We start from the raw sequence: 23,109 nt of genomic DNA on the forward strand, positions 1-23,109 counted from the left end.
GAAGTTTCCCATTGGCGGCACAAACCCTGCGGCAAAACGACCGGATATCCGAAATTCCGCCACTTCTTTGGGGGCGCCATGCTTGTTGAAGACCTAGAAAGCTTCTAAATTGAGCGATACGCGAATTTGACCTGCGTCAAAGTTGCATCCCTTTTAGCCCTTTAGAAAGCGGTTCGTGGGATGTATCTATAATTCACTTCGCGCCGCAGACTGTCTGGGCGCGGAGGTGAGAGCAGGGACAGCCACGCGAGCCTCCGATCTTCTGGGGGACGTAGCTATGGAGAGACCGGTGGACTATAACGCGAAACTTGATGCAGCGATTGATGCCCTTCACGAAGAAGGCCGCTATCGCACCTTTATCGACATCGAACGCAAACGCGGCCAGTTTCCCCATGCAACCTGGAACAAAGACGACGGTACCCAGGAAGAGATCACGGTCTGGTGCGGCAATGACTATCTGGGCATGGGCCAGCATCCGGTTGTCCTGAAAGCGATGCGCGACGCCGTGGACCGGGCCGGGGCCGGGTCGGGCGGCACCCGCAATATTTCTGGCACCACCGTCTATCACAAGCGTCTGGAAGCCGAACTTGCCGATCTCCACGGCAAGGATGCGGCGCTGGTGTTTACCTCGGCCTATGTGGCGAATGACGCGACGCTGTCGACCCTGCCGAAACTGTTTCCCGGTCTGATCATCTATTCTGATGCGCTGAACCACGCCTCCATGATCGAAGGTGTGCGCCGCAATGGCGGGGCCAAGCGGATCTTCCGGCACAATGACGTCGAACACCTGCGCGAACTGCTGGCGGCGGATGATCCGGCCGCACCGAAACTGATCGCCTTTGAAAGCGTCTATTCGATGGACGGTGATTTCGGCCCGATCGAGGCGATCTGTGATCTGGCGGATGAATTCAATGCGCTGACCTATATTGATGAGGTTCACGCTGTGGGAATGTATGGCCCGCGCGGCGGTGGGGTCAGCGAACGCGACGGGCTGGCCCATCGCATTGACATTATCAATGGCACGCTGGGCAAGGCCTATGGCGTCATGGGCGGCTATATTGCAGCCTCGGCCAAGATGGTAGATGCGGTGCGCTCTTATGCGCCGGGCTTCATTTTCACCACCTCCATTGCGCCTGCCGTGGCAGCTGGGGCGGCGGCTTCGATTGCTTACCTGAAAGAACACGGCGAGCTGCGCGAAAAACATCAGGAGCAGGCCCGCATTCTGAAGATGCGCCTGAAGGCCGCAGGTCTGCCGATCATCGATCATGGCAGCCACATTGTGCCGGTGATCGTTGGCAACCCGGTTCATACCAAAAAGCTCAGCGATATGCTGCTGTCGGACTATGGGATTTACGTCCAGCCGATCAATTATCCCACGGTTCCACGCGGCACTGAACGGCTGCGGTTCACCCCGTCCCCTGTTCATGGGCCGAAGGAATTGGATCATTTGGTTAGGGCAATGGACACGCTCTGGTCTCATTGTGCGCTAAATCGCGCTGAGTTGGCCGGATAACACACTGAGAAGTTTTCTGTTAGCGGTTTTGTGTTATCGTTTCTGTAATGAACCTCCCATACCGAATCGGGATTCGGTACAGAGGGGGAACAATGTCTTACCAAGGCAGGAAACGATGGGACTGCAGGCATGATCGGGCGCTTTTCATTGCGCAGAAACGGCGGGAGTAATTCGTCGTCAGAGCCCAAGAGCTTTGACGATTTCGAATTGCGTCTTGGCGACGTCATGCGCGGTGAGCGGGCCACAATGGGCAAATCGCTGCTGGATGTGCAGCGCGAACTGCGGATCAAGGCCTCTTATATCGCTGCCATCGAAAACTGCGATCCCACTGTTTTTGACACGCCGGGCTTTATTGCTGGCTATGTACGCTCTTATGCGCGCTACCTTGGCATGGACGCCGAAGAATGCTTCCGCAACTTCTGCATCGAAAGCGGCTTTGAAGTCGCCCATGGCATGTCCGTCGAAGCTTCGGGCAAAAAGCCGCGCGCAGCAGCCTTGCCGGCGCAGGGCGGGCTGGGCAGCGAAGCCTTTGCAGGCACACCGTTCCTGCCAGCGGATGAAGGCATTGTCACACGGATTGAACCGCGCGCTGTTGGCTCTTTGCTGGTGCTGCTCGCGGTGATCGGTGGTATTGGCTATGGCGGCTGGCAAGTGCTGCGTCAGGTGCAGCAGGTGACCTTTGCGCCGGTCGAACAAACGCCGGATGTGCTGGCGGATCTCGACCCGCTGGAAGGCGTGGTCGTGGCAGATGCTGCATCCGAAGATCCCGCGACCGAAGCTTTGAACCGTCTGTATCGCCCACAAGCCCTGGATGTGCCTGTGTTGGTGGCGCGGGATGCGCCGATCGCCACGCTTGATCCGCGTGATTTTGGCAATTTCACCGGCTTTGAGCAGCTGAACCGTGAAACAGCGCCCAGTGTTTTGCTGGCCGAGGCGACGGTGACAGACCGCCCGGTCGTGCCAACGGCCGCAGCCACCGCAACACCGCAGGTGGTCGAAGCGCCAGCGCCGGGCGTTCAGATCCTGGCCGTGCGGCCATCATGGGTACAGGTCAAAACCGCTGGCGGCACTGTTCTGTTTGAAACGATTATGGAGCCGGGCCAGACCTATGATGTGCCCGCCAGTGATGAACCGCATATCTTTGGCACCGGTGAAAGCAGCGGTATCTATTTCGCGGTCAATGGCGCCCATTACGGCCCCGTTGGCCCGCGCGGTCAGGTGACCAAACGTATTGATCTCGCGCCCGAGGCCCTGTCCGAACGTTTCCAGATCGCGGATCTTGAGGCGGAGGCAAATGAACCGCTGGCGACAATGGTTGCCCAGTTGCGCGCGCAGACCCCCGACAGCGAATAACCGCCCCCTCTCAGCCTATCCCTTCGCGGGATCCCTGTTGCAGCAAGGGGCATCCAGCCCTATGTATCGGCAAGACCGTTACCGATGGGCTGCAAGAGCAGGAATACGCATGTCGATGAATCACATCCGCCCCTGGCGCAATATTGAACGCCGCAAAAGCCGTCAGATCCATGTCGGTAATGTGCCCGTCGGCGGCGACGCACCGATTGCGGTGCAGACCATGACCAACACGCTGACCACGGATGCCAAGGCAACGATCGAACAGGTTCTTGCCGCAGCCGAAGCGGGCGCAGATATTGTGCGCGTGTCGGTCCCGGATGAGGCCAGTGCAAAGGCGCTGAAAGAGATTGTTCGCGAAAGCCCGGTGCCAATCGTGGCGGACATTCATTTCCACTACAAACGCGGGATTGAAGCCGCCGAGGCAGGGGCCGCCTGCCTGCGCATCAACCCGGGTAACATTGGCGATGAAAAACGCGTGGCCGAAGTGATCCGTGCCGCGCGCGATCACAATTGCTCGATCCGCATTGGCGTGAACGCAGGGTCGCTCGAAAAGCACCTTTTGGACAAATACGGCGAACCCTGTCCCGATGCGATGCTTGAATCGGGGCTGGATCACATCAAAATCCTGCAAGATCACGACTTCCACGAGTTCAAAATCTCGGTCAAAGCCTCCGACGTGTTTATGTCTGCCGCAGCCTATCAGATGCTGGCAGAGGCCACGGACGCGCCGATCCACCTTGGCATTACCGAAGCAGGCGGGCTGATGTCGGGCACCATTAAATCGGCAATTGGCCTGGGCCAGCTGTTGTGGATGGGCATTGGCGACACCCTGCGGGTGAGCCTCTCGGCTGACCCGGTGGAAGAGGTCAAGGTCGGCTACGAGATCCTGAAATCGCTTGGCCTGCGTCACCGCGGCGTGAACATCATCTCGTGCCCGTCCTGTGCGCGCCAGGGGTTTGATGTGATCAAAACCGTGGAAACGCTCGAAGACCGCCTGGCCCATATCAAAACGCCCATGAGCCTCAGCATTATTGGCTGCGTGGTGAATGGCCCGGGCGAGGCGCTGATGACGGACGTGGGCTTTACGGGCGGCGGCGCGGGCAGCGGCATGGTCTATCTGGCGGGCAAAGCCAGCCACAAAATGTCCAACGATCAGATGGTCGACCACATCGTCGAAGAGGTCGAGAAAAAGGCCGCCGAACTTGACGCTGCCGCGGCGGAAGCCGCCGAATAACCGGCTGCGTCACTTCTTTTGGCCCAAAATACTCCGGGGGTGTGGGGGCAGCGCCCCCACGGTGGCCAATCAACCGCGTGCGTCGCGGATCTCCTTGACCATGTCCAGCATCGCATCCGCAGGCAGATAGCCGCGCAGAAGTTCGGTATCGACCACAAAGCTCGGCGTGCCCGAGATAGACAGCTGCTGTGCGAGCGCGCGGGTGCGGGTGATGGCCTCTGTGACTTCCGGCGCATTCATGCCCGCAAGAATGGCGTCCCCATCCAGATCCAACCCTTTGGCAAGACGGCGCAGGGCCACATCTGTGGGTTCACCTGAAAAGGCCAGCAGCGCATCGTGCACCGCTTTATAGGCCGCGTCGCCAGCAATGTTTTTCGTCGCAATGGCAAACCGCGACGCGGTCATGGAGGCTTCGCCCAAAATCGGGAATTCTTTCACCACAAGGCGGATATTGCCGTCTTTTTCCAATAGTTTAGCGATCTCTGGCACGGCGCGCCGACAATAGCCGCAGCGGTAGTCCATGAACTCGACCACAGTGATGTCGCCCTCGGGGTTGCCACCAACCCAAGAATAGCCGTCGTTTTGCAGCTCGGCCAAATAGGTTTCGACCAGCGCGTCATCACGGGCGGCCTCGGCTGCGGCCTGACGCTGTTCCAGAACGGCGACGGCTTCCATGATCACTTCGGGGTTTTCCAGCAGATAGCTGCGCACGGCCTGACCAAAGGCATCGCGCTCGGCGCTGTTCATGCTGTCGATATCAAACGCGGCCAGTGGGGTGGCCAGCAGGCTCAGTCCGACGGTGGCCGAGGCGGTAAAGCGGGTCAGGGCGTTCATTTCTTTTTCCTTTTCTCAGAGCGCTCATAGGCCAGGAACACGTCCTGCGCCCGTCGCCAAGGGGGGGAGCCCTCGGGCAACAGTCCGAGAGCACGTTTTGCATGGGTGCCTGCGTCGTTCAAACGACCGCGGAGGGCATAGCGTTCTGCAGTGACCACAGAAGCCATTCCGTTTTGTCCGGTTTGGGCATAGGCTAGCGACATATCTCGCAGCAAGCGATGATTGCGGAAATCGCGAAGACGGGCGCGTTCCAAAGTTGCCAATGCGGTCTTTGGGTTTCCGGCTGACAATTGTGTGCGACCCAAACCCGCAAGGATAAGTGCGTCCTTGGGCGCTAGCTTTGCGGCGCGGGCATAGGCGGCATTGGCCTCTTCCCAGCGACGGTTTTCATACAGGATCTGCCCTTCAAGTTCGGCGTAGAAGGGGTCATTGGGGCGCAGCCTGCGCAGGTCACGCATTTGTTTCAGGGCCGCATTCAGCTTGTTGTTGCGAAAATCAGCAATGGCGCCGCGCATCAGTTTGACGTCCGCATAGGTTTCGCTGCGCAGGCGGCGTTTGGTCCATTTTGGCGCGCGTTTGAAAGCCGAGAGCTTGCCCTGGACCCGTGCCAGCCAATAGGCCGCATCCGGGTCTTTGCCGGGATCCTCGGGCAGGGTGGCGACAACGGCTTCGGCGGCGCGAATACGGTCGCGGGTCAGCGGGTGGGACCGCATATAAGGGTCCTGATTGCGGCGCGACAGCACCTCTTGGCCGGCAAACAGCCCATGCAGTTCGATCATGCCGCGCGGATTAATGCCTGCGCGTCGCAGATACGTAATGGCGGAGCGGTCGGCAGAGGCTTCCTCGGCACGCGTATGGCTCAGGAAACTCCGAAGGGCGCTGGATTGCGTGCCAGCGGCCACGCCGATCGCGGCCTCGCCTCCGCCCAGTGCGCCCGCCAGAACCGCCAGTGCCGTCCCAAGCCCGGCAGCGGTGCCCGCATTGCGGATGTTTTGCCCGCGTCTGCCGATATGGCCGTTGGCAATATGGGCGGCCTCATGTGCGATGACGGCCTGCAGCATTTCAGGCTTTGTGGTGCGCAGGATCAGCCCGTAGTTCAGAAAGATCGCCGTATGGTCGATGACAAAGGCGTTGAGGCTGGCGCTGTCGACCACCAAAAGACGGGTGCTGCTGGGGTTCAGGCCCGCCGCCCGCAGCACAGGCGACGCCAATTCGCGCAGCCCGTGTTCAATATCTGCGTCACGCAGCAGCGAAACCCCCTGCGCCCGCGCAGGCGCGACCAGCATGTTCAGACCCAGCACAAACGCCAATAGGGCGCTTATCATACGGATCACGAACAATCGGTCCGACAGCGAACGGGCCGAAAGCCGCAGAAACGCACGGCGCGGGATTGACGGGACGGGGATTAACCGGTCAAAGATCATGGCCGCACCATGGGAGATCAGAATGCGAAACTCAACCCGTTCCAACGTCGATCCCTTCATTGTGATGGATGTGATGGAGGCCGCCCGCAAAGCCGAGGAAAAAGGCCGCCATATCATCCACATGGAGGTGGGGCAGCCCGCGACAGGGGCGCCGGAACGTGCCCGCCGCGCCTTGGCCGACGCGCTGGACAAAGGCGCGATGGGCTACACGGTTGCACTTGGTCTGCCAGAGCTGCGGGCGCGGATCGCGCAGATGTATGGGGAATGGTACAATGTGGACCTGAACCCTGACCGCGTGGTGATCACGCCGGGGTCTTCGGGCGCGTTTATTCTCAGCTTTACCGCGCTGTTTGACAGCGGTGATCGCGTCGGGATTGGCGCACCGGGCTATCCCAGCTATCGCCAGATCCTGAGCGCATTGGGCATGCAGCCTGTGGACATCCAGACAGCGCCGGAAAACCGGCTCCAGCCGGTGGCGGCGGATCTGGTGGGGCAGGACCTGCGCGGGCTTTTGGTCGCAAGCCCCGCAAACCCCACCGGCACGATGTTGTCCAAACCCGCATTGACCGAGCTGATGGGTGCAGCTGCCGAGGCCGGGGCGTCGTTTATTTCGGACGAGATCTATCATGGCATTGAGTACGAGGCGAAGGCGGTCACCGCGCTTGAAGTCTCAGATGACGCCTATGTGATCAATTCCTTCTCCAAATATTTCTCCATGACCGGCTGGCGCGTGGGCTGGATGGTGGTGCCCGAAGATCATGTGCGTGTGGTCGAACGCATTGCGCAGAACATGTTCATTTGCGCCCCCCACGCGAGCCAGGTTGCGGCGTTGGCGGCAATGGATTGCGAAGACGAGCTGCAGGACAATCTGGCCGTCTATGCCAAGAACCGTCAGCTGATGCTCGACGGGTTGCCCCAGGCGGGGTTTGACAAAATCGCACCGCCAGATGGGGCGTTTTATGTCTATGCGGATGTCTCGGACATCACGCAGGACAGTCGCGCGCTGGCGGCGGAGATTCTGGAAAAGGTTGGTGTTGCCGTCACGCCGGGCCTGGATTTTGACCCCGTGCGCGGGGCGACGACGCTGCGGTTTTCTTATGCGCGCTCAACGGCGGATATTGAGGAAGGGCTGCTACGGCTCAAGACCTTCATGGAGGGGCGGCTATGATCCGGGCGGTCCTTCTGGCGCTGATGCTTTTGTTTCCAGCTGCGGTGGTGGCCCAAGGGTTTTCCGCGCTGGCGCGGGTTATGCCGGAAAACAGCAGCTTGCGGGACAAAGGGCGCGATGTTCACCTGCAGCTGGGGCTGAGCCAGGGCGTGCCGTTTCGCGTTTTTACCCTAGATGCGCCCGCGCGTCTGGTGCTGGACTTCCAGGAAGTGGACTGGAGCGCGCTTGCGGTGGGGACTTTTGGCGACAGTGCACAGGTCGCGGCCCTGCGGTATGGCGGGTATGTTCCGGGCTGGTCGCGGATGGTGCTGGAACTGGCGGGGCCAATGGAGGTTTCGCAGGTGGCCATGACGGTCGATGACGAAACAGTCGAGGCCGAGCTGAAGGTGAAGCTATCGCCCACCGACGCACAGACGTTTGCCAAAGCCGCGGGCGCACCACAGGATCCCCGTTGGGACCTGCCAGAGCCAGAGCCGATTGCGCTGGCCCCGGAGCAGCGGCGCAACGGTCCGCTGGTTGTGATGCTGGACCCGGGCCATGGTGGTTTGGATCCGGGCGCAGAGACCGAATACAACGGCCAGTATCAGAACGAAAAATCTCTGATGCTGCGCTTCGCCTATGAACTGGGCGAGATCCTGATGCGCTCGGGCGAGTTTGAGGTGATCCTGACGCGAGAGGGCGATTACTTTGTCTCACTCGAACGGCGCATTGCCATGGCCCATCAGGTGGAGGCCGATTTGTTTGTGTCGCTGCATGCGGACGCGCTGGCCGAAGGGTTGGCACATGGGGCAAGCATCTATGTGCTGTCCGAAGAGGCCTCGGATGTGGCCTCTGCCAAACTGGCCGAACGCCATGACCGCGCCCAGCTTCTCAGCGGCACAGATCTGAGCGGCACCGACGATGCGGTGACCGATATTATGCTGGATCTGGCCCGTCAGGAAACCCAGCCGCGCAGCGAAGCCCTTGCGGCTTCGGTGGTGCGGGGACTGCAAAGCGAAGCGGTCAAAATGTACCGCCGCCCGCTGCAGTCGGCTGGGTTTTCGGTGCTGAAATCGGCCGATATCCCGTCAATTCTGGTGGAGGTTGGCTATCTGTCCAGTCCCAAGGACGCGGCCAATATCACCAATCCCGACTGGCGCAAGAAGGCGGCGCGCGGGATCATGAACGGCATCCGTGCCTGGCGCAATCAGGACGAGGCGCAGCGCGCATTGGTGCGCCAGTAAGTCCGGCAACTCAGCCCGGCAACAAAATGCTGCGGGCGGGGGCTTTGGCCCGTCGCCCGTTTCGCATCCGTCTAATTGATGGTAGAATGGGCGTGAAATTCCCCCCATTGCGCATCCGGCGCGGATCTGGTTCTTGACCTCTTGGGCCCATATCTGTTGGCGGAGGCCCATATCTTTGACCCCAGCCCCGGAGCAGCCTATACAGGCCGCATTCCGCGAAAGAGGCCCAAACGTGCTCAGGTTCATCTTCTCCTTTTTTGGCTCCATCTTCAGCACCTTGACGCTTGGCATTGCCATGGCGGCACTGTCGGTGGGCGCGATTTTCTGGGTCTATGGGCGCGATCTGCCCAGCCATGAAAGCCTGGCGCAGTATCAGCCGCCGACCATCAGCCGGATTTATTCCGGCGAAGGGCAGCTGATCGATGAATTTGCCAAAGAACGCCGTCTGTTCACCCCATCCGAGGAAATTCCGGCGCTGGTGAAGCAGGCGTTTATCTCGGCCGAGGACAAGAATTTCTATGTCCACAAGGGGTATGACGCGCGTGGTATTCTGGCGGCGGCGGTGCAGGCGGTGCAAAGCCGGGGGCGCAATGTGCGCGGGGCCTCGACCATCACCCAGCAGGTGATGAAGAATTTCCTGCTGTCCGGCGACCGTCAGGCGGAACGCAAGATCAAGGAAATCATCCTCGCCACCCGGCTTGAGGAGACACTGAGCAAGGAACAGATCCTTGAGCTGTATCTGAACGAGATTTTCCTTGGCCAGAATTCCTATGGTGTCACCGCTGCGGCGCAGACCTATTTCAACAAAACCCTCGACGAGCTGACCCCGCATGAGGCCGCGACTTTGGCGTCCATGCCCAAGGCCCCGTCGGATTTCCATCCGGTGCGCCGCAAGGAGCGTCTGCTGAAACGGCGCGACTATGTTCTCGAAGAGATGAAAGAGAACGGATATATCACCGACGCGGTCTATGACTACGAGGTGGCACAGCCCTTGCGGTCTGTTCAGAACGGCGATTTTGAGGCCTTCCGCACCGCATTGCCGCCGCGTGATTACTTCACCGATGAAATCCGCCGCCAGCTGTCCAGTGACTTTGGCGAAGGCGAATTTTTCACCGGCGGTTTCACCATTCGCGCCACCATCGATGAAGAGATGCAGTCCGAAGCGGCCCTTGCCATGCGCAAAGGGCTGGAGAACTTCGACCGCTCGCGCCAGATCTGGCGGGGCACTGGCCTGACGCTTGAGGGCGTGGATCTGAACGATGAGGCCGCATGGCGCGACGCCCTGGCGGATTCTCGTGCCCCGCGCGACATTGTGACCGAAGGCGGCAAATGGCACCCTGCTGTGGTGCTGACTGTGGCCGAGCAAAGCCTGACCCTTGGCATTCAGAACGTTGATGGCACCGGCACTGTGCCGCGTGCGGACATCAAATGGATGAAGGGCAACTTCTTTGACAATTTTACAGCCGGTGATGTGATCCTGACCATGAAGGTCGATGACCACTGGTCTGTGCGGCAGGTTCCCGAAGTGCAGGGCGGCTTTGTCGCGATGGACGTCAACACCGGCCGTGTGATCGCCATGCAGGGTGGTTTCTCATATCAGGCGAGTGTGTTTAACCGCGCCACCCAAGCGCGCCGTCAGCCGGGGTCAAGCTTTAAGCCCTTCGTCTATGCCGCCGCGCTCGACAGCGGGTATAGCCCCGCAACCATCGTGGTCGACGCCCCGATCGAGATCAACACGCCGCAGGGCCTGTGGCGACCCAAGAACTCTTCGAACAAGTTCTACGGCCCCACGCCGCTGCGGACGGGTATTGAACAGAGCCGGAACCTGATGACCATTCGTCTGGCGCAAGAGGTCGGCATGCCGGTGATTGCGGGCTATGCGGAACGCTTTGGCGTCTATGACAATATGGGCACTTTCCTTGCGAACTCGCTCGGCTCCGAGGAGACGACGCTGTATAAAATGGTGGCGGCCTATGCGATGTTTGCCAACGGCGGTGAACGGGTGGAGCCGACGCTGGTGGACCGGATACAGGACCGCTTTGGGCGCACCATTTACCGCCATGACGAACGCGAGTGCACCGACTGTCTGCGCCCTGATCTGGCCGAAGGACAGGCGCCAAAGATTGTCACCCATCGTGAACGCGTTATGGACCCGATCACGGCCTATCAGCTGACATCGATGATGAAGGGCGTGGTGGATCGCGGCACCGCAGCCAGCGCCATTGACCTGCCGGTGCCTGCCGCGGGCAAGACCGGCACCACCAATGACAGTCGCGATGCGTGGTTTGTTGGCTTTACCTCCAATATCGTGGCGGGCTGCTATTTTGGTTATGACCAGCCGCGTCCGATGGGCCGTGGGGCCTATGGCGGCACCCTTTGTGGTCCGGTGTTCCAGCAGTTCATGACCAAAGCGACCGAGAAATTCGGCGGTGGTCCCTTTGCCGTGCCGCCGGGGGGGCAGTTTATCAAGATCGACCGTTTTACCGGTGGTCGGCTGCCAGACAGTGCCAGTGGCGATTATGTGGTGGCGGAATATTTCCGCGAGGGGGAGGAGCCAATCTTTGGTCTGACCTATGACGGCGGTTTTGCCATGGGATCAAACCTGCCGCTGATCGAAGAAGCCGCGCAGGCCGGGCGGCGGGTCAAAACCTCGTCCGGGGGCACTGCCGTTCTGGGGCCAAAAGCGAATTTTGGCACCATCAGTTCCGGCGGTCTGTACTAAGCGCCAGACAAGACAGGGGAGGCTTCGGCCTCCCTTTGTGTTTTTGCTTTGATTTGAACGCCTGCTGCGCTTGCCCGCCGCGCTGAGGTGGTTTATTCACACGGCCTGAACATAGTGACAGGACTTGCCCCATGCGCGCCGAAATCCAGAATATCGTTGCCGAAATCGAGAACTCCCTGACCCTGCTGGCGCAGCGCCTGGACTGGGAAACGGCCGAATTCCGTCTGGAAGAGTTTAACGCGCGCGTTGAAGACCCGAACCTGTGGGATGACCCTGTAGCGGCACAGAAACTGATGCGCGAGCGTCAGTCGCTGGTCGATGCCATCGACACCTATAAGTCCATCAAACAGGAGCTGACCGACAGCATCGACCTGATCGAACTGGGCGAGATGGAAGAGGACGAAGAGGTCGTCACCGAGGCCGAAGAGACCCTGAAGGCGCTGAAGGAGACAGCCGCCAAGAAAGAGCTCGAGGCGCTTTTGGATGGGGAAACCGACCCCAATGACGCCTTTCTTGAAATCAAGGCAGGCGCGGGCGGCACCGAGGCCTGCGACTGGGCATCAATGTTGGCACGTATGTATGTCCGCTGGGCGGAAAGCCGGGGCTTTGAGGTCGAACTGCAGGAAGAACAGGCGGGCGCTGAGGCGGGCATTAAATCTGCGACCTATCAGATCAAAGGCCATAATGCCTATGGCTGGCTGAAATCTGAGAGCGGCACGCACCGTCTGGTGCGGATTTCGCCCTTTGGCAAGGGCACCCGCGAGACCTCTTTTGCGGCCGTCGGCGCCTATCCGGTGATCGACGACAATATTGAAATCGAAGTGAACCCTGCCGACATCCGCATCGACACCTACCGGTCGTCCGGTGCCGGTGGTCAGCACGTGAACACCACGGACTCGGCGGTGCGCATCACCCACGCGCCTACGGGGATCGTTGTGACCTCGTCTGAGAAGTCGCAGCACCAGAACCGCGATATTGCCATGAAAGCGCTGAAATCGCGCCTGTATCAGCTGGAGCTGGACCGCCGCAACGCCGAGGTGAACGCGCTGCACGAAGCCAAAGGCGACGCGGGCTGGGGCAATCAGATCCGATCCTATGTGATGCAGCCCTACCAGATGGTCAAAGATCTGCGCACCAACCACGAAACCGCTGACACCAAAGGCGTTCTGGATGGGGATCTGGATGAGTTCATGGCCGCCACGCTGGCGCTGAAGGTTGCCGGCAAAAGCCGCGCCGACGCGCAGGGCGAGGACTAAGGACGAGCTGCAACCAAACAGGGGCTTTGCCCCTCTGCCCGATGGGCATTCACCCCAGAGTATTTGGGGCCAAAAGAAGGGGCGGCGTTGGCTGCCCTTTTGCTGTTTCAGAGATACATCTTTGGGATAGAAATGATCCTTCTTATCCTCGGTTCGTAAGAGAGGTGCTGAGGAGGGGTATTGTTGCCAATAGATCAGGTGCTGTCCGCAGAGAGCCGCGCAGAACCCGGTGTCCCGCCGTTGGGGACACTGCGCCTTCGTCACCTGTCTGCCGCCTTGCGTGCCGGCTGGCGAGACTTTCTGACACACCCGTTCTATGGCATTGCTTTCGCCGGATTCTACGTGATCGCTGGCTGGGTGATGCTTTGGGTGTCGACGGCTTCGGGTACCACGTTCTGGTTGGTGCTGGCAGCGATCGGATTTCCGCTGATCGGGCCTTTTGCGGCCACTGGGCTATACGAGATCTCGCATCTGGAAGAACGGGGCAGGCGGATTGAGCCGTGGCATGTGGTGTCCGTGATTCTGGAACAGGGGCGCCGCCAGTTGCCGTCGCTCTGTGCCGTGATCATTGTTGTGTTTCTGTTTTGGTTCTTTTTGGGACACATGATTTTTGCCCTGTTTATGGGGCATATGCCGATGGTGAATGTTTCGACATCTCTTGAGACCTATGTGACTGGTCCGGGGCTTGCCATGTTTGCTTTTGGCACGCTGGTTGGCGCTGGGTTTGCGCTCTTGCTGTATATGATTACGGTTATGGCCATGCCGCTGCTGTTGGATCGCGAGGTGGATTTTGTCACTGCGATGATCACCAGCTTTACCTTTGTTCAAAGAAACCCTGTCGTCATGCTGATTTGGGGCGTAGGCTTGGCGGGGGGCACCTTTCTGGCGATGCTGCCGGGGTTTTTGGGGTTGTTAGTTGTTTTGCCTTGGTTGGGGCATGCGAGCTGGCATCTCTATCGCCTTGCCCGCGCGGTCGCGGAAGAGGGCGATGCTGCACCGCTTAGCTGAACCGGTCACCAAGGCGAAGAAGCCGACGGTGATAGGGGATAATGTCAGGGGCCTCCAAGAAGCCGGATTTGCGTGCCGCAGGCAGCGCATGGCGGACATTGGGGCCGAGGTACTCGTAGAGCATGCGCATGGCCCGGTCGCCGCTTTCGCTTTCGCGCACTGATCGCGCCACATATCCGATCCAGAGCCCGTTTTCGGCCGACGACACGCGCGCAAGATAGTTGAAGGAGTAGGTATAGCTTTGGCGCCGACCCAGCACAAACGCCACGCCGTCTTCATGGCTGGTCAGATAGCCGCGAAATTCGCGCGAGCGTCCATCCATGGGCAGGCCCTGATAGATCATGCCTGCGCGTGGTTCGAACCCTTTGATATAGGTGACGCTGCCATCGCGGAAGACGTAAACGATGCCGACAATAAAACGGGCGTCATCCACAAAAGACCGGCGCGTGAACCGGTAAAATCCCGATGGGAAGATCTCTTCGGACACCTTGTGGACACCGACACCGAGAAAGTCGTTCAGAAACGGCGAATTCAGGATGCTATTGTGGGTCTGAAGATTTTCCGCAGGCTCCAACAGAATGCGGGCGTCGACTTCAAAAAAAGAGCAAATGCGGTCCAGCACATCGGGTCTTGGGAAGCTTTCGCCCGACAAATACCGATTGAACTGGGTGCGATTGATTCCCAGCCGACGCGAGAGTTCGGAAATCGAAGGGTAGCCACGCGCAAGCATATGCAGATTGTCGCCAAACATATTGCGCAATTCGGCAGGTGAGCGTGTCGGTTTCGGCATGGATACAGGTTCACTTGTTATCGGGCGGCGGTTTGCCGCCACTTGTGGCGACATGAGCCGGATTTGATGCTATTTGGCGACAGTTTGTAGCCATTTAGTATCTAGATCGTACTTCAGGTGACACAAAATGCAATAACTAAGGCCGTAGTTTTCCGTGTTTGAAACGGAGGAATTGCAGCAGAATGGAGTCGTAAAATGTGAGGTTTGAGATGATAGGCGTTGTCGTTTGGACAGATCAGACTTTTGAGAAAGCCGTAATTTGGTGTGAAGATCAGAGTGATTTGGCCTATTTTGTGCGGCCGGATCAGGAATTTTTTGAAAACAATAAGATGACAGCGGGCGAAATTTCTGCGCCCCTTGACGACATAAGAAAAGGCGATTTGGTGGTGTTTGACGCCTACTATGAAGGCGACTGCCGGATGGCTAAGAACTTGCGCCTATTGGAAGAGGACTCGCATCCTCTGCTGGCGGATTATCTGCAACCTGACGCGAATTCGGACCAAGGTGGCCAAACGGCTGCTGTGGCGTCTGACCATCTCGCACAGGATCAGGTGAAAACAACCGGAGAGATTTTGCCGTTTCTCGGAGGCAACAACGGACGGGTGGGGCATCAGGTTCAACCCAATCGACGCAAATCCGGATGAACGTTTTGCAGAAATCAGCGGAGCTCTGCTCTGTCTGAGGTCGCAATGCGGAACGAGTGTCAGATGAGTATGAACAAGAAAAGCGCGCCATAAGGCGCGCTTTTTTACTGTTTTATCGTGGAAAGGCGCGGGATTATTCGCCGCGCAGCAGCGCGGCCACGCCTGTGCGCGCGATCTTGCTCAGTCCCAGCGGGCGCATCAGATCGGCAAAAGCGTCGATTTTGTCCGGCGCGCCGGTGATCTCGAAGATGAAAGAGTTCAGCGTGCTGTCGACAACCTTAGCGCGGAAAATATCCGCCAGACGCAGCGCTTCGACCCGCTTGTCTCCTTCGCCAACCACTTTGACAATCGCCAGTTCCCGTTCCACCGACGGGCCTGCAACGGTCAGATCGGTCACGTCATGCACGGGCACAATCCGACCCAGCTGCGCTTTGATCTGTTCGATCACCTGTGGGGTGCCGGTGGTGACAATGGTGATACGGCTCAGGTGGCCGGTATGGTCGACTTCGGCCACGGTGAGGCTGTCGATATTGTAGCCACGGCCCGAGAACAGGCCAATCACACGCGCCAGAACACCGGGTTCGTTTTCCACCAGAATGGTGATTGTGTGACGCTCTTGCACATCCGAGAAATTCGGCCGCAGGTTATAGGCGGAATGCTTGGTGGAGCCTTTTTTGATATGTAGGGCAGACATCTGCGTCCCTTTCTGAAAAATCGGGGGCAGGGCGCGTTTCGCCCTGCAATCTGTTCCTAAAAAGGTGCGTTACACCAGCACCGCGCCGCCGGATTGGATGACGCCTTGGGTTTCGGCCTCGCCCAGCAGCATTTCGTTGTGTGCCTTGCCCGACGGGATCATCGGGAAGCAGTTCTCGTGCTTCTCTACCAGACAGTCAAAGATCACCGGGCCGTCATATTCGATCATTTCCATGATCGCGTCGTCCAGATCCTTGGGGTCCTTGCAGATGATGCCTTTCGCGCCGAAGGCCTCGGCGAGTTTTACAAAATCAGGCAGCGCTTCGGACCAGGAATGGCTGTAGCGTTCGCCGTGCAGCAGTTCCTGCCACTGGCGCACCATGCCCAGACGTTCGTTGTTCAGGATGAACTGTTTGACCGGCAGGCGGTACTGCACTGCGGTGCCCATTTCCTGCATGTTCATCAGCCAGGAGGCTTCACCCGCAACGTTCACAACCAGCGCATCGGGGTGGGCAACCTGCACGCCGATGGACGCAGGCGTGCCATAGCCCATGGTGCCGAGGCCCCCTGAGGTCATCCAGCGGTTCGGATCTTCAAAGCCAAGGTATTGCGCCGCCCACATCTGGTGCTGGCCCACCTCGGTGGTGATATAGCGATCCATACCCTTGGTCAGCTCTTCCAGACGCTGCAGCGCGTATTGCGGCTTGATCGTGGTCTCGGAATTTTTGAAGTCCAGACACCGGATCGCACGCCAGTCGCTGATCTGCTTCTGCCATGTGGCAATCGCATCGGCGTTGGTCTTGCGGCCGCGGGATTTCCAGACCTTCAGAATATCTTCCAGCACATGGCCCACGTCACCCACGATCGGAATATCCACGCGGACAACCTTGTTGATCGACGACGGATCAATGTCGATATGCGCCTTTTTGGAGTTCGGGCTGAACGCATCCAGACGGCCGGTGATCCGGTCATCAAAACGCGCACCGACGTTGATCAGCAGGTCACAGCCATGCATGGCCATGTTCGCCTCGTAAAGCCCGTGCATGCCCAGCATACCCAGCCAGTTTTTACCGGACGCAGGATAGGACCCCAGCCCCATCAGGGTCGAGGTGATCGGAATGCCCGTTGCATCCACCAGCTCGCGCAGCAGTTGGCTTGCGCCGGGGCCAGAGTTGATGACGCCACCACCGGTGTAGAACACCGGGCGTTCTGCGGTCTCAAGCGCGGCCACCAGTTCGGTGATCTCTTCCATATCGCCCTTCAGCTGCGGCTGATAGGCCGAGGCCGCGGGCTTCGGCGGCTGGTATTCACCGTTGGCGAACTGAACATCCTTGGGGATGTCGATCAGAACGGGGCCCGGACGGCCCGAGGTCGCCACGTGGAAAGCCTCGTGCAGGGTTTCGGCCAGCTTGTCTGTCTCTTTGACCAGCCAGTTGTGCTTGGTGCAGGGGCGGGTGATGCCCACAGTGTCGGCCTCTTGGAACGCGTCCGAGCCGATCATAAAGGTCGGCACCTGACCGGTCAGGACCACCAGCGGGATCGAATCCAGCAGCGCATCCGTCAGGCCGGTCACCGCATTGGTGGCACCGGGACCCGAGGTCACCAGAACAACACCGGGCTTGCCGGTCGACCGGGCATAGCCTTCGGCGGCATGCACCGCGCCTTGCTCGTGACGGACCAGAATGTGGCGAATGTCGTTTTGCAGGAAGATTTCATCATAGATGGGTAGCACGGCGCCACCGGGGTACCCGAATACCGTGTCCACACCCTGATCTTTCAGGGCTTGAACAACCATCTTTGCGCCGGTCATCTCACGTGTCATCTGCTTTGCTCCAGTATGCGACATCGTCTGTGTTTCAAGTGTGCGAGAAGGGAAGCCCCCATAAAAAAACCCCCGAGTAATCTCAGGGGCGCATGGGGTCGATTATGGACAACCGTTACCGGCCCATGCGCATGGTTCCTACGATGACGACTAGCGTGTTCACGAGGGCTCTCCTTCAAGCGTTGACGGGGACATTATGGCGGGCTGAGGGGAGGGTCAAGGGCCAAAGATACCGCTGAAGGCACGTTTTGGGACATTTTATTACTCTGAGGTGGGTAAATCTGACATTTTCGCCATTCTCGGGTGGGGTTTTTGTTGTTTTGGCGCAAATCACCCCTTTCAAGCTGACTCGGGGCGGTAATTTTCCTACCCTTCAATGGACCCTCCGGGGCGGCTGAGACGTGGGATGGAGGCTTTCAATGACAGACAAATCTCTGGTGCAGGCGGTGACGCCATTTGTCCTGTGTTCCGATCTGAATGCGCAGGTGGCGTTTTATCAGCGCTGTCTGGGGTTCGAGATGACCTTCCAAGCCGACAATTATGCCTTTCTGCGTCACGGCGGCGCAGGGTTGCGCCTGCTGGAGTGTCCTGAGAACGAGGATGGCACGCCCTTGGGCCACAATCAGTCTTTCTATATAGATGTCACAGATGTTGACGGGCTTTATGCACAGTTGAAACCGGCGTTGGACGGGTTGCCTGAGGGGCGCGTGCGTGCGCCGTTTGACCAAGATTATGGCCAGCGCGAGTTTCATGTCTTGGACGAAGATGGGGCGTTGGTGTTCTTCGGAATGGCGCTCTGACAGGGGCGCTGCGGTTCAGATGCCGCGTCCGGTGCCCTGCAAAACGCCATGTTCGAGCGCATAGCGGGTCAGCCCCGCAGTGGAGGAAATCCCCAGCTTGCGCTTGATGTTCTTGCGGTGGGTTTCCACCGTGCGCACCGAAATATCGAGCTCTTCCGCCACGGCCTTATTGGATTTGCCCTGCGCCAGTTCCAACAAAACGGTCTGCTCGCGCCCGGTCAGCGCTTCGCGCTCCTGGCCTTCTTTGGGTTTCAGCGACCCTTCGGCCCCGGTGCAGAGATAGGTTTTGCCGTCCATGACCGCATCAATGGCCGTTTTGATTTCTTCGGGCTGAACGTCCTTGAGGACATAGCCCTTTGCCCCATGGCTCAGCGCGGTGGAAATATATTCGGGGCTGTCATGCATCGACAGGACAAGCACTTTGGTATCGGGCTGGTTTTCCAGGATCAGCTCGGTTGCGCTCAATCCCCCAAGCTCTGGCATATTCAGGTCCATGAGGATCACGTCAGGTCGCAGACTGCTGGCGGCATCCACGGCGGCGCGGCCATTGGTCGGTGTTCCGAGAACTTCGATATCGTCATAGCCCTCCAGAATTGACTGGATGCCTTCTGCCACCATGGGGTGGTCATCGACGATCAGCACTCGGGTTGCCGGACGCATGCTTCTTTCTCCCTTTGGGGCGCAATTCAGTGTTGCGCGTCGTTCTTCACCGCCGCTCCGTCCTTGGCGCGTTCTCCTCAAGACGGCGTGTCGCCCGGGGGAAGCAGGTGGCTCAGCGGCAGGCTGGCCTCCACCACCACCCCGCTCTTTGGGGCGCGAGAAGACAGGATACGCAGGGTGCCGTCAAGCCGTTCAATGCGTTCCTGCATATTCCGCAGACCAATCCCCGGATTATGTGCGTTCGGATGGGCGGGCAGACCCCGCCCGTTATCTGCCACGCGCAAGGTTGCGCCACGGGCGTGGCCGCGCAGGTCGACCTCCACACGGGTGGCACCCGAATGGCGTTCGACGTTCATCAAGGCTTCTTGCGCGATGCGGTACAGCGCGATTTTGGAGTCCTGATCCAGTCGATTGCGGAAAACCACGGTGCTGAATTCGACGTCTATCCCGGTGCGGGCGGCAAATTCGCCTGTCAAAGCCTTGAGAGCTGGCCCCAGACCAAGATCGTCCAGCACGCCGGGCCGCAGGTCGCGGCTGATGCGGCGGACCTCTGTAATTGCTGTGCCCAGCCCATCGATCCCTTTTTCCAATGGTTCGGGGACCTTGTCGCTGTCGCCGCGTCCAAGCCTGCGTTTTGCGGTCTCCAGCGCGTAGCGCACGCCGACCAAAAGCTGGCTGATGCTGTCATGCAATTCCCGCGCCACCCGGCCGCGTTCTTCTTCTTGGGCGTCAAACACCCGTTGGGTCAGCTCTTTCAGCTTGGCATCCGCCAGCCGTCGTTCACGTATGTTCAGAACCATGCCGGTGGTGAACACCAAAATCAGCGCGGTTAGGGCAATGACACCAATATAGATAAAGGTGCGCTGAATGCGCGCTTCGACCTCGGCGCGGGCAGTGGCGACCGAGGCCAAGACATCGTCAATAAAGACCCCTGTGCCCACGGCCCACTGCCAATCCTGCAGCCCGACCACATAGGTGACCATCAAAGCCTCTTCGCCGGTCGAGGGCTTTTCCCACAGAAAGGAATGCCAGCCGGACCCTTGCCGGGCGATGTCGATCAACCGGTCCACCACCGGCACCCCACGTGGGTCGCTCAGGCCCTGCCAATTGCGGTTGATATATTCGGTCTGGCGCGGGCTCACCAGATTGGTGCCGTCATAGTCGTAGACAAAGAAGAACCCATCCTTGCCATAGATCATCGCCGCCAGCATCTGGGTGACTTGCCGCTTGGCTTCGTCATCGTCAGGGGCTGCAGGCCCATAGATATGGGCAAAAGAATTGCGCGCTTGAGTGACATAGTTGCGCAGCTCTGCTTTCTTGGCTTCGAGCAGTTGGCGCTCGAGGATCTGGATTTCCTGTTCGGCCATGGCGCGCGACTGATAGGCCACCAAAGCCGCAATCGCGCAGCAGGCGATAATCATTGGCAAAGTGGCCAGAAGAGACAGTTTCTGAGCGTAGTTCGGCCGGAAAATCTGGCGGATCAAAGACATGGGTAGACCTGACGTAAGGAAGCTGGGGGCCGCAAATGCCCGTCAAGAGCGTGTCCCGAATCGTTACGAAATCTCGCGCCATAAGCAAAGACCTGCCGGTCGCGCGTTTCCCTCTTCTGAGGGGAATGGCACAAGGCTGAAGGAAAATTAATGGCACCAATCGCGATTTTACGGCGTCAACTGCGGGTCTCTACGCAGTACTAGGTATTCACAATACGCAATCTGTCTCTAGGGTTGGCCCTGCTTGAAACGAACCGTCCACAATTAAAGAGACGGACGGTTCGAGATTTTGGGAGGAGACTACCTATGGATCGCAGATCCTTTCTACGCACGTCCGCACTGGGCGGTTCCGCCGCTGCAGCCACCAGCTTGGCAGCCCCGGCAATTGCTCAGGGCAACCGCACCCTGACCATGGTCACCACCTGGGGCCGTGGCCTTGCAGGTGTTCATGACGCAGCCCAGCACGTGGCTGATTCCATTACCGCAATGTCCGATGGGTCTTTGACCGTTGATCTGAAAGCCGCTGGCGAACTGGTTGGCGCGTTTGAAGTTTTTGACGCTGTGACCGCAGGTCAGGCCGACATGTACCACGGTGCGGACTACTATTTCACCGGTCAGCACCCGGGCTATCAGTTCTTCACCGCAGCGCCGTTTGGCATGACGCCGCAGGAACTGGTGAACTGGTACTACCACGGTGACGGCCACGCGCTGCACGACGAGCTGGGCCAGATCTTTGGTCTGAAGTCCTTCCTCGCAGGCAACACCGGCCCGCAGGCCGGTGGTTGGTTCAGCAAAGAAATCAACAGCCCCGATGACTTCAACGGCCTGAAATTCCGCATGCCGGGTCTGGGCGGCAAGGCGCTGGGCAAACTGGGCGCATCGGTTCAGAACATTCCGGGTTCCGAAGTGTATCAAGCGCTGGCCTCCGGCGCGATTGACGGCACCGAGTGGATCGGCCCCTGGGCGGACGAAAAGGCGGGTTTCCAGGAAATCACCAAGACCTACTATACCTCCGGCTTCCACGAGCCGGGCGCGGGTCTGTCGGTTGCTGTAAACCGTGACGTCTTTGAAAGCCTGAGCCCCGCGCATCAGAAAATCATCGAAGTTGCCTCTGCCGAAGCGCACCAGTGGAACCTGGCGCAGTTCATGAACAACAACGGTGCGGCGCTGCAGCGTCTGCAAGCCGGCGGTGTGAAGACCCTCGAATTCCCTGACTCCGTTTGGGATGCGTTCGGTCAGGCGGCCTCCGACACCCTGGATGAGTTCATGAGCGACGATCTGTTCGCAAACATTCGCGGCAGCGTTGTGTCCTCCATGAAAGCGTCCTCCGGCTGGATCACCAAGTCGGAAGGTGCATACCGCACCCAACGCGACCGCGTTCTGGGCTAATCGGACACCCGAGTAGCAATGGGTCCTCCGCACTGCGGGGGGCCTTTTCGTAACCTAGCGGCTGACAGGGCATCTCCGGGGCAACCCGTAGCAGAGCCTTCCGGCCCACTTCCAAATCGGGGGGAGCCATGCAGGACGACATGGGCGTTTCCTTCTTCGGGGCCATCGGGGCATTCCTGATCTGGCTCGGGAGCAATATCCTCGGCGCATTTGTGAATCTTTTCACTGCGCTGACACAAACTTCGCTCTGGCTGGATTGGCTGAGTTGGGACAATACCACCGAAGACAAGCAATCCGTGATGCGCTTGGTCTACTACGGTGGGTCGGTCGAATTTTTCTTTGTGGTCTTCACTGCGTTTCTCGTGTTGACGGCGGTGGGACTTTATTTCCGCAATGTCATGTGGGGCATGGTGCGCGGGCTTGAAGGGGTGGCCAATACGCTGGGCCGTTTCTTTGCCTGGGCGGGCCTTCTGATGGTGCTGCAACAGATCATCATCGTGTTCATGCAGCGCGTTTTTGCGCGGCCTGACATGAGCTTTGGTTTGGGGATTGCGCTGGAAAAAGACATCAGCTGGTACGCCGAAGAACTGAAGTTTTACAATGCATTGGTGGTCTGCCTTTGTGTGACCTACACCTTTGTGCAGGGCGGCCACGTGCGCGTTGACCTGATCTATGCCGGCATTTCGCACCGCGCCAAACGCGTGGTCGACATGTGCGGGTCGCTTTTGTTCATGATGCCGATGGCCGTGCTGACCTGGATGTACGGCTGGTACTTCCTGTGGCGCCACCTGATCGTGCCGAAACCTTCGGCGTCGGATGCGCTGGAGCGTCTGGTCATGAAGGCCCGCGCGCTGCGTTGGAACGTGGAGACCATCGGTTTCTCGCCCAACGGCTTTAACGGGTACTTCCTGTTCAAGATCCTGCTTGTGACATTTGCCGGTCTCGTCTTCCTCCATGCGATTGCGTTCTTCTATCGCTCGCTGCTGGAGTTCATTGAAGGCGAAGATGCCACCAACAAATACCTCGACAAGGACAGCCTTGGCGAAGGTGAAGAAGCCTATGAAGGCGCTCATTAATACAGGGACT

19 protein-coding genes are annotated in these 23,109 nt (G+C 59.1%); 12 read left to right on the forward strand and 7 right to left on the reverse strand.

Features of this window, described 5'->3' with window-relative positions; genetic code table 11:
* Positions 1-289: 289 nt before the first annotated feature.
* The 3 genes from hemA to ispG all read left to right on the forward strand — a co-directional run bounded on the left by hemA (position 290) and on the right by ispG (position 4,100).
* The gene (gene hemA / locus TRM7557_RS14860; RefSeq protein ID WP_058291070.1) at positions 290-1,513 is read left to right on the forward strand and encodes a 5-aminolevulinate synthase; all 1,224 of its coding nucleotides are present in this window, start codon (positions 290-292) and stop codon (positions 1,511-1,513) included.
* Positions 1,514-1,642: 129 nt separating this feature from the next.
* Positions 1,643-2,866, forward strand: a complete 1,224-nt coding sequence (locus TRM7557_RS14865) for a helix-turn-helix domain-containing protein (RefSeq protein WP_058290998.1) — start codon at positions 1,643-1,645, stop codon at positions 2,864-2,866.
* Positions 2,867-2,975: 109 nt separating this feature from the next.
* On the forward strand, positions 2,976-4,100 hold the full coding sequence (gene ispG, locus TRM7557_RS14870; RefSeq protein WP_058290999.1) for a flavodoxin-dependent (E)-4-hydroxy-3-methylbut-2-enyl-diphosphate synthase: 1,125 nt from the start codon (positions 2,976-2,978) through the stop codon (positions 4,098-4,100).
* Between the two features lie 69 nt (positions 4,101-4,169).
* On the opposite strand, the gene TRM7557_RS14875 is transcribed toward ispG, so the two are convergent.
* Both TRM7557_RS14875 and TRM7557_RS14880 read right to left on the reverse strand, forming a co-directional pair.
* Positions 4,170-4,934, reverse strand: coding sequence for a DsbA family protein (locus TRM7557_RS14875; RefSeq protein ID WP_058291000.1), 765 nt, complete (start codon positions 4,932-4,934; stop codon positions 4,170-4,172).
* Positions 4,931-6,418, reverse strand: coding sequence for a M48 family metalloprotease (locus tag TRM7557_RS14880; RefSeq protein ID WP_207382663.1), 1,488 nt, complete (start codon positions 6,416-6,418; stop codon positions 4,931-4,933). Before TRM7557_RS14880 ends, TRM7557_RS14875 begins: the two co-directional genes overlap by 4 nt.
* Between TRM7557_RS14880 and TRM7557_RS14885 the strand changes: the two genes are divergently transcribed.
* The 5 genes from TRM7557_RS14885 (at position 6,381) to TRM7557_RS14905 (ending at position 13,735) form a co-directional block, all read left to right on the forward strand.
* A complete protein-coding gene (locus TRM7557_RS14885) occupies positions 6,381-7,526 on the forward strand; it encodes a pyridoxal phosphate-dependent aminotransferase (protein WP_058291001.1) in 1,146 nt (381 codons plus the stop codon). The two genes, TRM7557_RS14880 and TRM7557_RS14885, sit on opposite strands and share 38 nt — an antisense overlap.
* Positions 7,523-8,749, forward strand: coding sequence for an N-acetylmuramoyl-L-alanine amidase (locus tag TRM7557_RS14890; protein WP_058291002.1), 1,227 nt, complete (start codon positions 7,523-7,525; stop codon positions 8,747-8,749). The genes TRM7557_RS14885 and TRM7557_RS14890 overlap by 4 nt, the downstream gene beginning before the upstream one ends.
* 232 nt (positions 8,750-8,981) lie before the next feature.
* The gene (locus TRM7557_RS14895) at positions 8,982-11,471 is read left to right on the forward strand and encodes a penicillin-binding protein 1A (RefSeq protein ID WP_058291003.1); all 2,490 of its coding nucleotides are present in this window, start codon (positions 8,982-8,984) and stop codon (positions 11,469-11,471) included.
* A 131-nt stretch (positions 11,472-11,602) separates the two neighbouring features.
* Positions 11,603-12,727: a peptide chain release factor 2 gene (prfB, locus tag TRM7557_RS14900; protein WP_058291004.1), complete on the forward strand. Its 1,125-nt coding sequence runs from the start codon at positions 11,603-11,605 to the stop codon at positions 12,725-12,727.
* A 189-nt stretch (positions 12,728-12,916) separates the two neighbouring features.
* Positions 12,917-13,735, forward strand: coding sequence for a DUF2189 domain-containing protein (locus TRM7557_RS14905; protein ID WP_413081163.1), 819 nt, complete (start codon positions 12,917-12,919; stop codon positions 13,733-13,735).
* Here TRM7557_RS14905 and TRM7557_RS14910 read toward each other — a convergent pair.
* The gene (locus tag TRM7557_RS14910) at positions 13,728-14,525 is read right to left on the reverse strand and encodes a helix-turn-helix domain-containing protein (protein ID WP_235811484.1); all 798 of its coding nucleotides are present in this window, start codon (positions 14,523-14,525) and stop codon (positions 13,728-13,730) included. The two genes, TRM7557_RS14905 and TRM7557_RS14910, sit on opposite strands and share 8 nt — an antisense overlap.
* 329 nt (positions 14,526-14,854) lie before the next feature.
* Here TRM7557_RS14910 and TRM7557_RS14915 point away from each other — a divergent pair, with 329 nt between their 5' ends.
* Complete coding sequence (locus TRM7557_RS14915) at positions 14,855-15,169, forward strand: hypothetical protein (RefSeq protein ID WP_165592468.1); 315 nt, start codon at positions 14,855-14,857, stop codon at positions 15,167-15,169.
* A 133-nt stretch (positions 15,170-15,302) separates the two neighbouring features.
* On the opposite strand, the gene ilvN is transcribed toward TRM7557_RS14915, so the two are convergent.
* Both ilvN and TRM7557_RS14925 read right to left on the reverse strand, forming a co-directional pair.
* A complete protein-coding gene (gene ilvN / locus TRM7557_RS14920; RefSeq protein WP_058291006.1) occupies positions 15,303-15,863 on the reverse strand; it encodes an acetolactate synthase small subunit in 561 nt (186 codons plus the stop codon).
* Between the two features lie 69 nt (positions 15,864-15,932).
* Positions 15,933-17,684 (reverse strand): acetolactate synthase 3 large subunit, encoded by a 1,752-nt coding sequence (locus TRM7557_RS14925; RefSeq protein ID WP_058291007.1) that lies wholly within the window; start codon positions 17,682-17,684, stop codon positions 15,933-15,935.
* A gap of 419 nt (positions 17,685-18,103) precedes the next feature.
* On the opposite strand from TRM7557_RS14925, the gene TRM7557_RS14930 reads away from it, so the two are divergent.
* Positions 18,104-18,484 carry a bleomycin resistance protein gene (locus tag TRM7557_RS14930; RefSeq protein ID WP_058291008.1) on the forward strand — a complete coding sequence of 127 codons (381 nt, stop codon included), beginning with the start codon at positions 18,104-18,106 and terminating at the stop codon, positions 18,482-18,484.
* 15 nt (positions 18,485-18,499) lie between these two features.
* On the opposite strand, the gene TRM7557_RS14935 is transcribed toward TRM7557_RS14930, so the two are convergent.
* Both TRM7557_RS14935 and TRM7557_RS14940 read right to left on the reverse strand, forming a co-directional pair.
* Positions 18,500-19,144 (reverse strand): response regulator transcription factor, encoded by a 645-nt coding sequence (locus TRM7557_RS14935; protein WP_058291009.1) that lies wholly within the window; start codon positions 19,142-19,144, stop codon positions 18,500-18,502.
* Between the two features lie 77 nt (positions 19,145-19,221).
* Entirely contained in the window at positions 19,222-20,634 is a 1,413-nt protein-coding gene (locus TRM7557_RS14940) for a cache domain-containing protein (RefSeq protein WP_058291010.1), read from the reverse strand.
* A gap of 306 nt (positions 20,635-20,940) precedes the next feature.
* On the opposite strand from TRM7557_RS14940, the gene TRM7557_RS14945 reads away from it, so the two are divergent.
* Entirely contained in the window at positions 20,941-22,023 is a 1,083-nt protein-coding gene (locus TRM7557_RS14945; protein ID WP_058291011.1) for a TRAP transporter substrate-binding protein, read from the forward strand.
* Between the two features lie 128 nt (positions 22,024-22,151).
* Positions 22,152-23,099, forward strand: coding sequence for a TRAP transporter small permease subunit (locus tag TRM7557_RS14950; RefSeq protein WP_058291012.1), 948 nt, complete (start codon positions 22,152-22,154; stop codon positions 23,097-23,099).
* Positions 23,100-23,109: the final 10 nt, after the last annotated feature.

This window comes from Tritonibacter multivorans (genome assembly GCF_001458415.1).
Classification (GTDB): Bacteria; Pseudomonadota; Alphaproteobacteria; order Rhodobacterales; family Rhodobacteraceae; genus Epibacterium; species Epibacterium multivorans.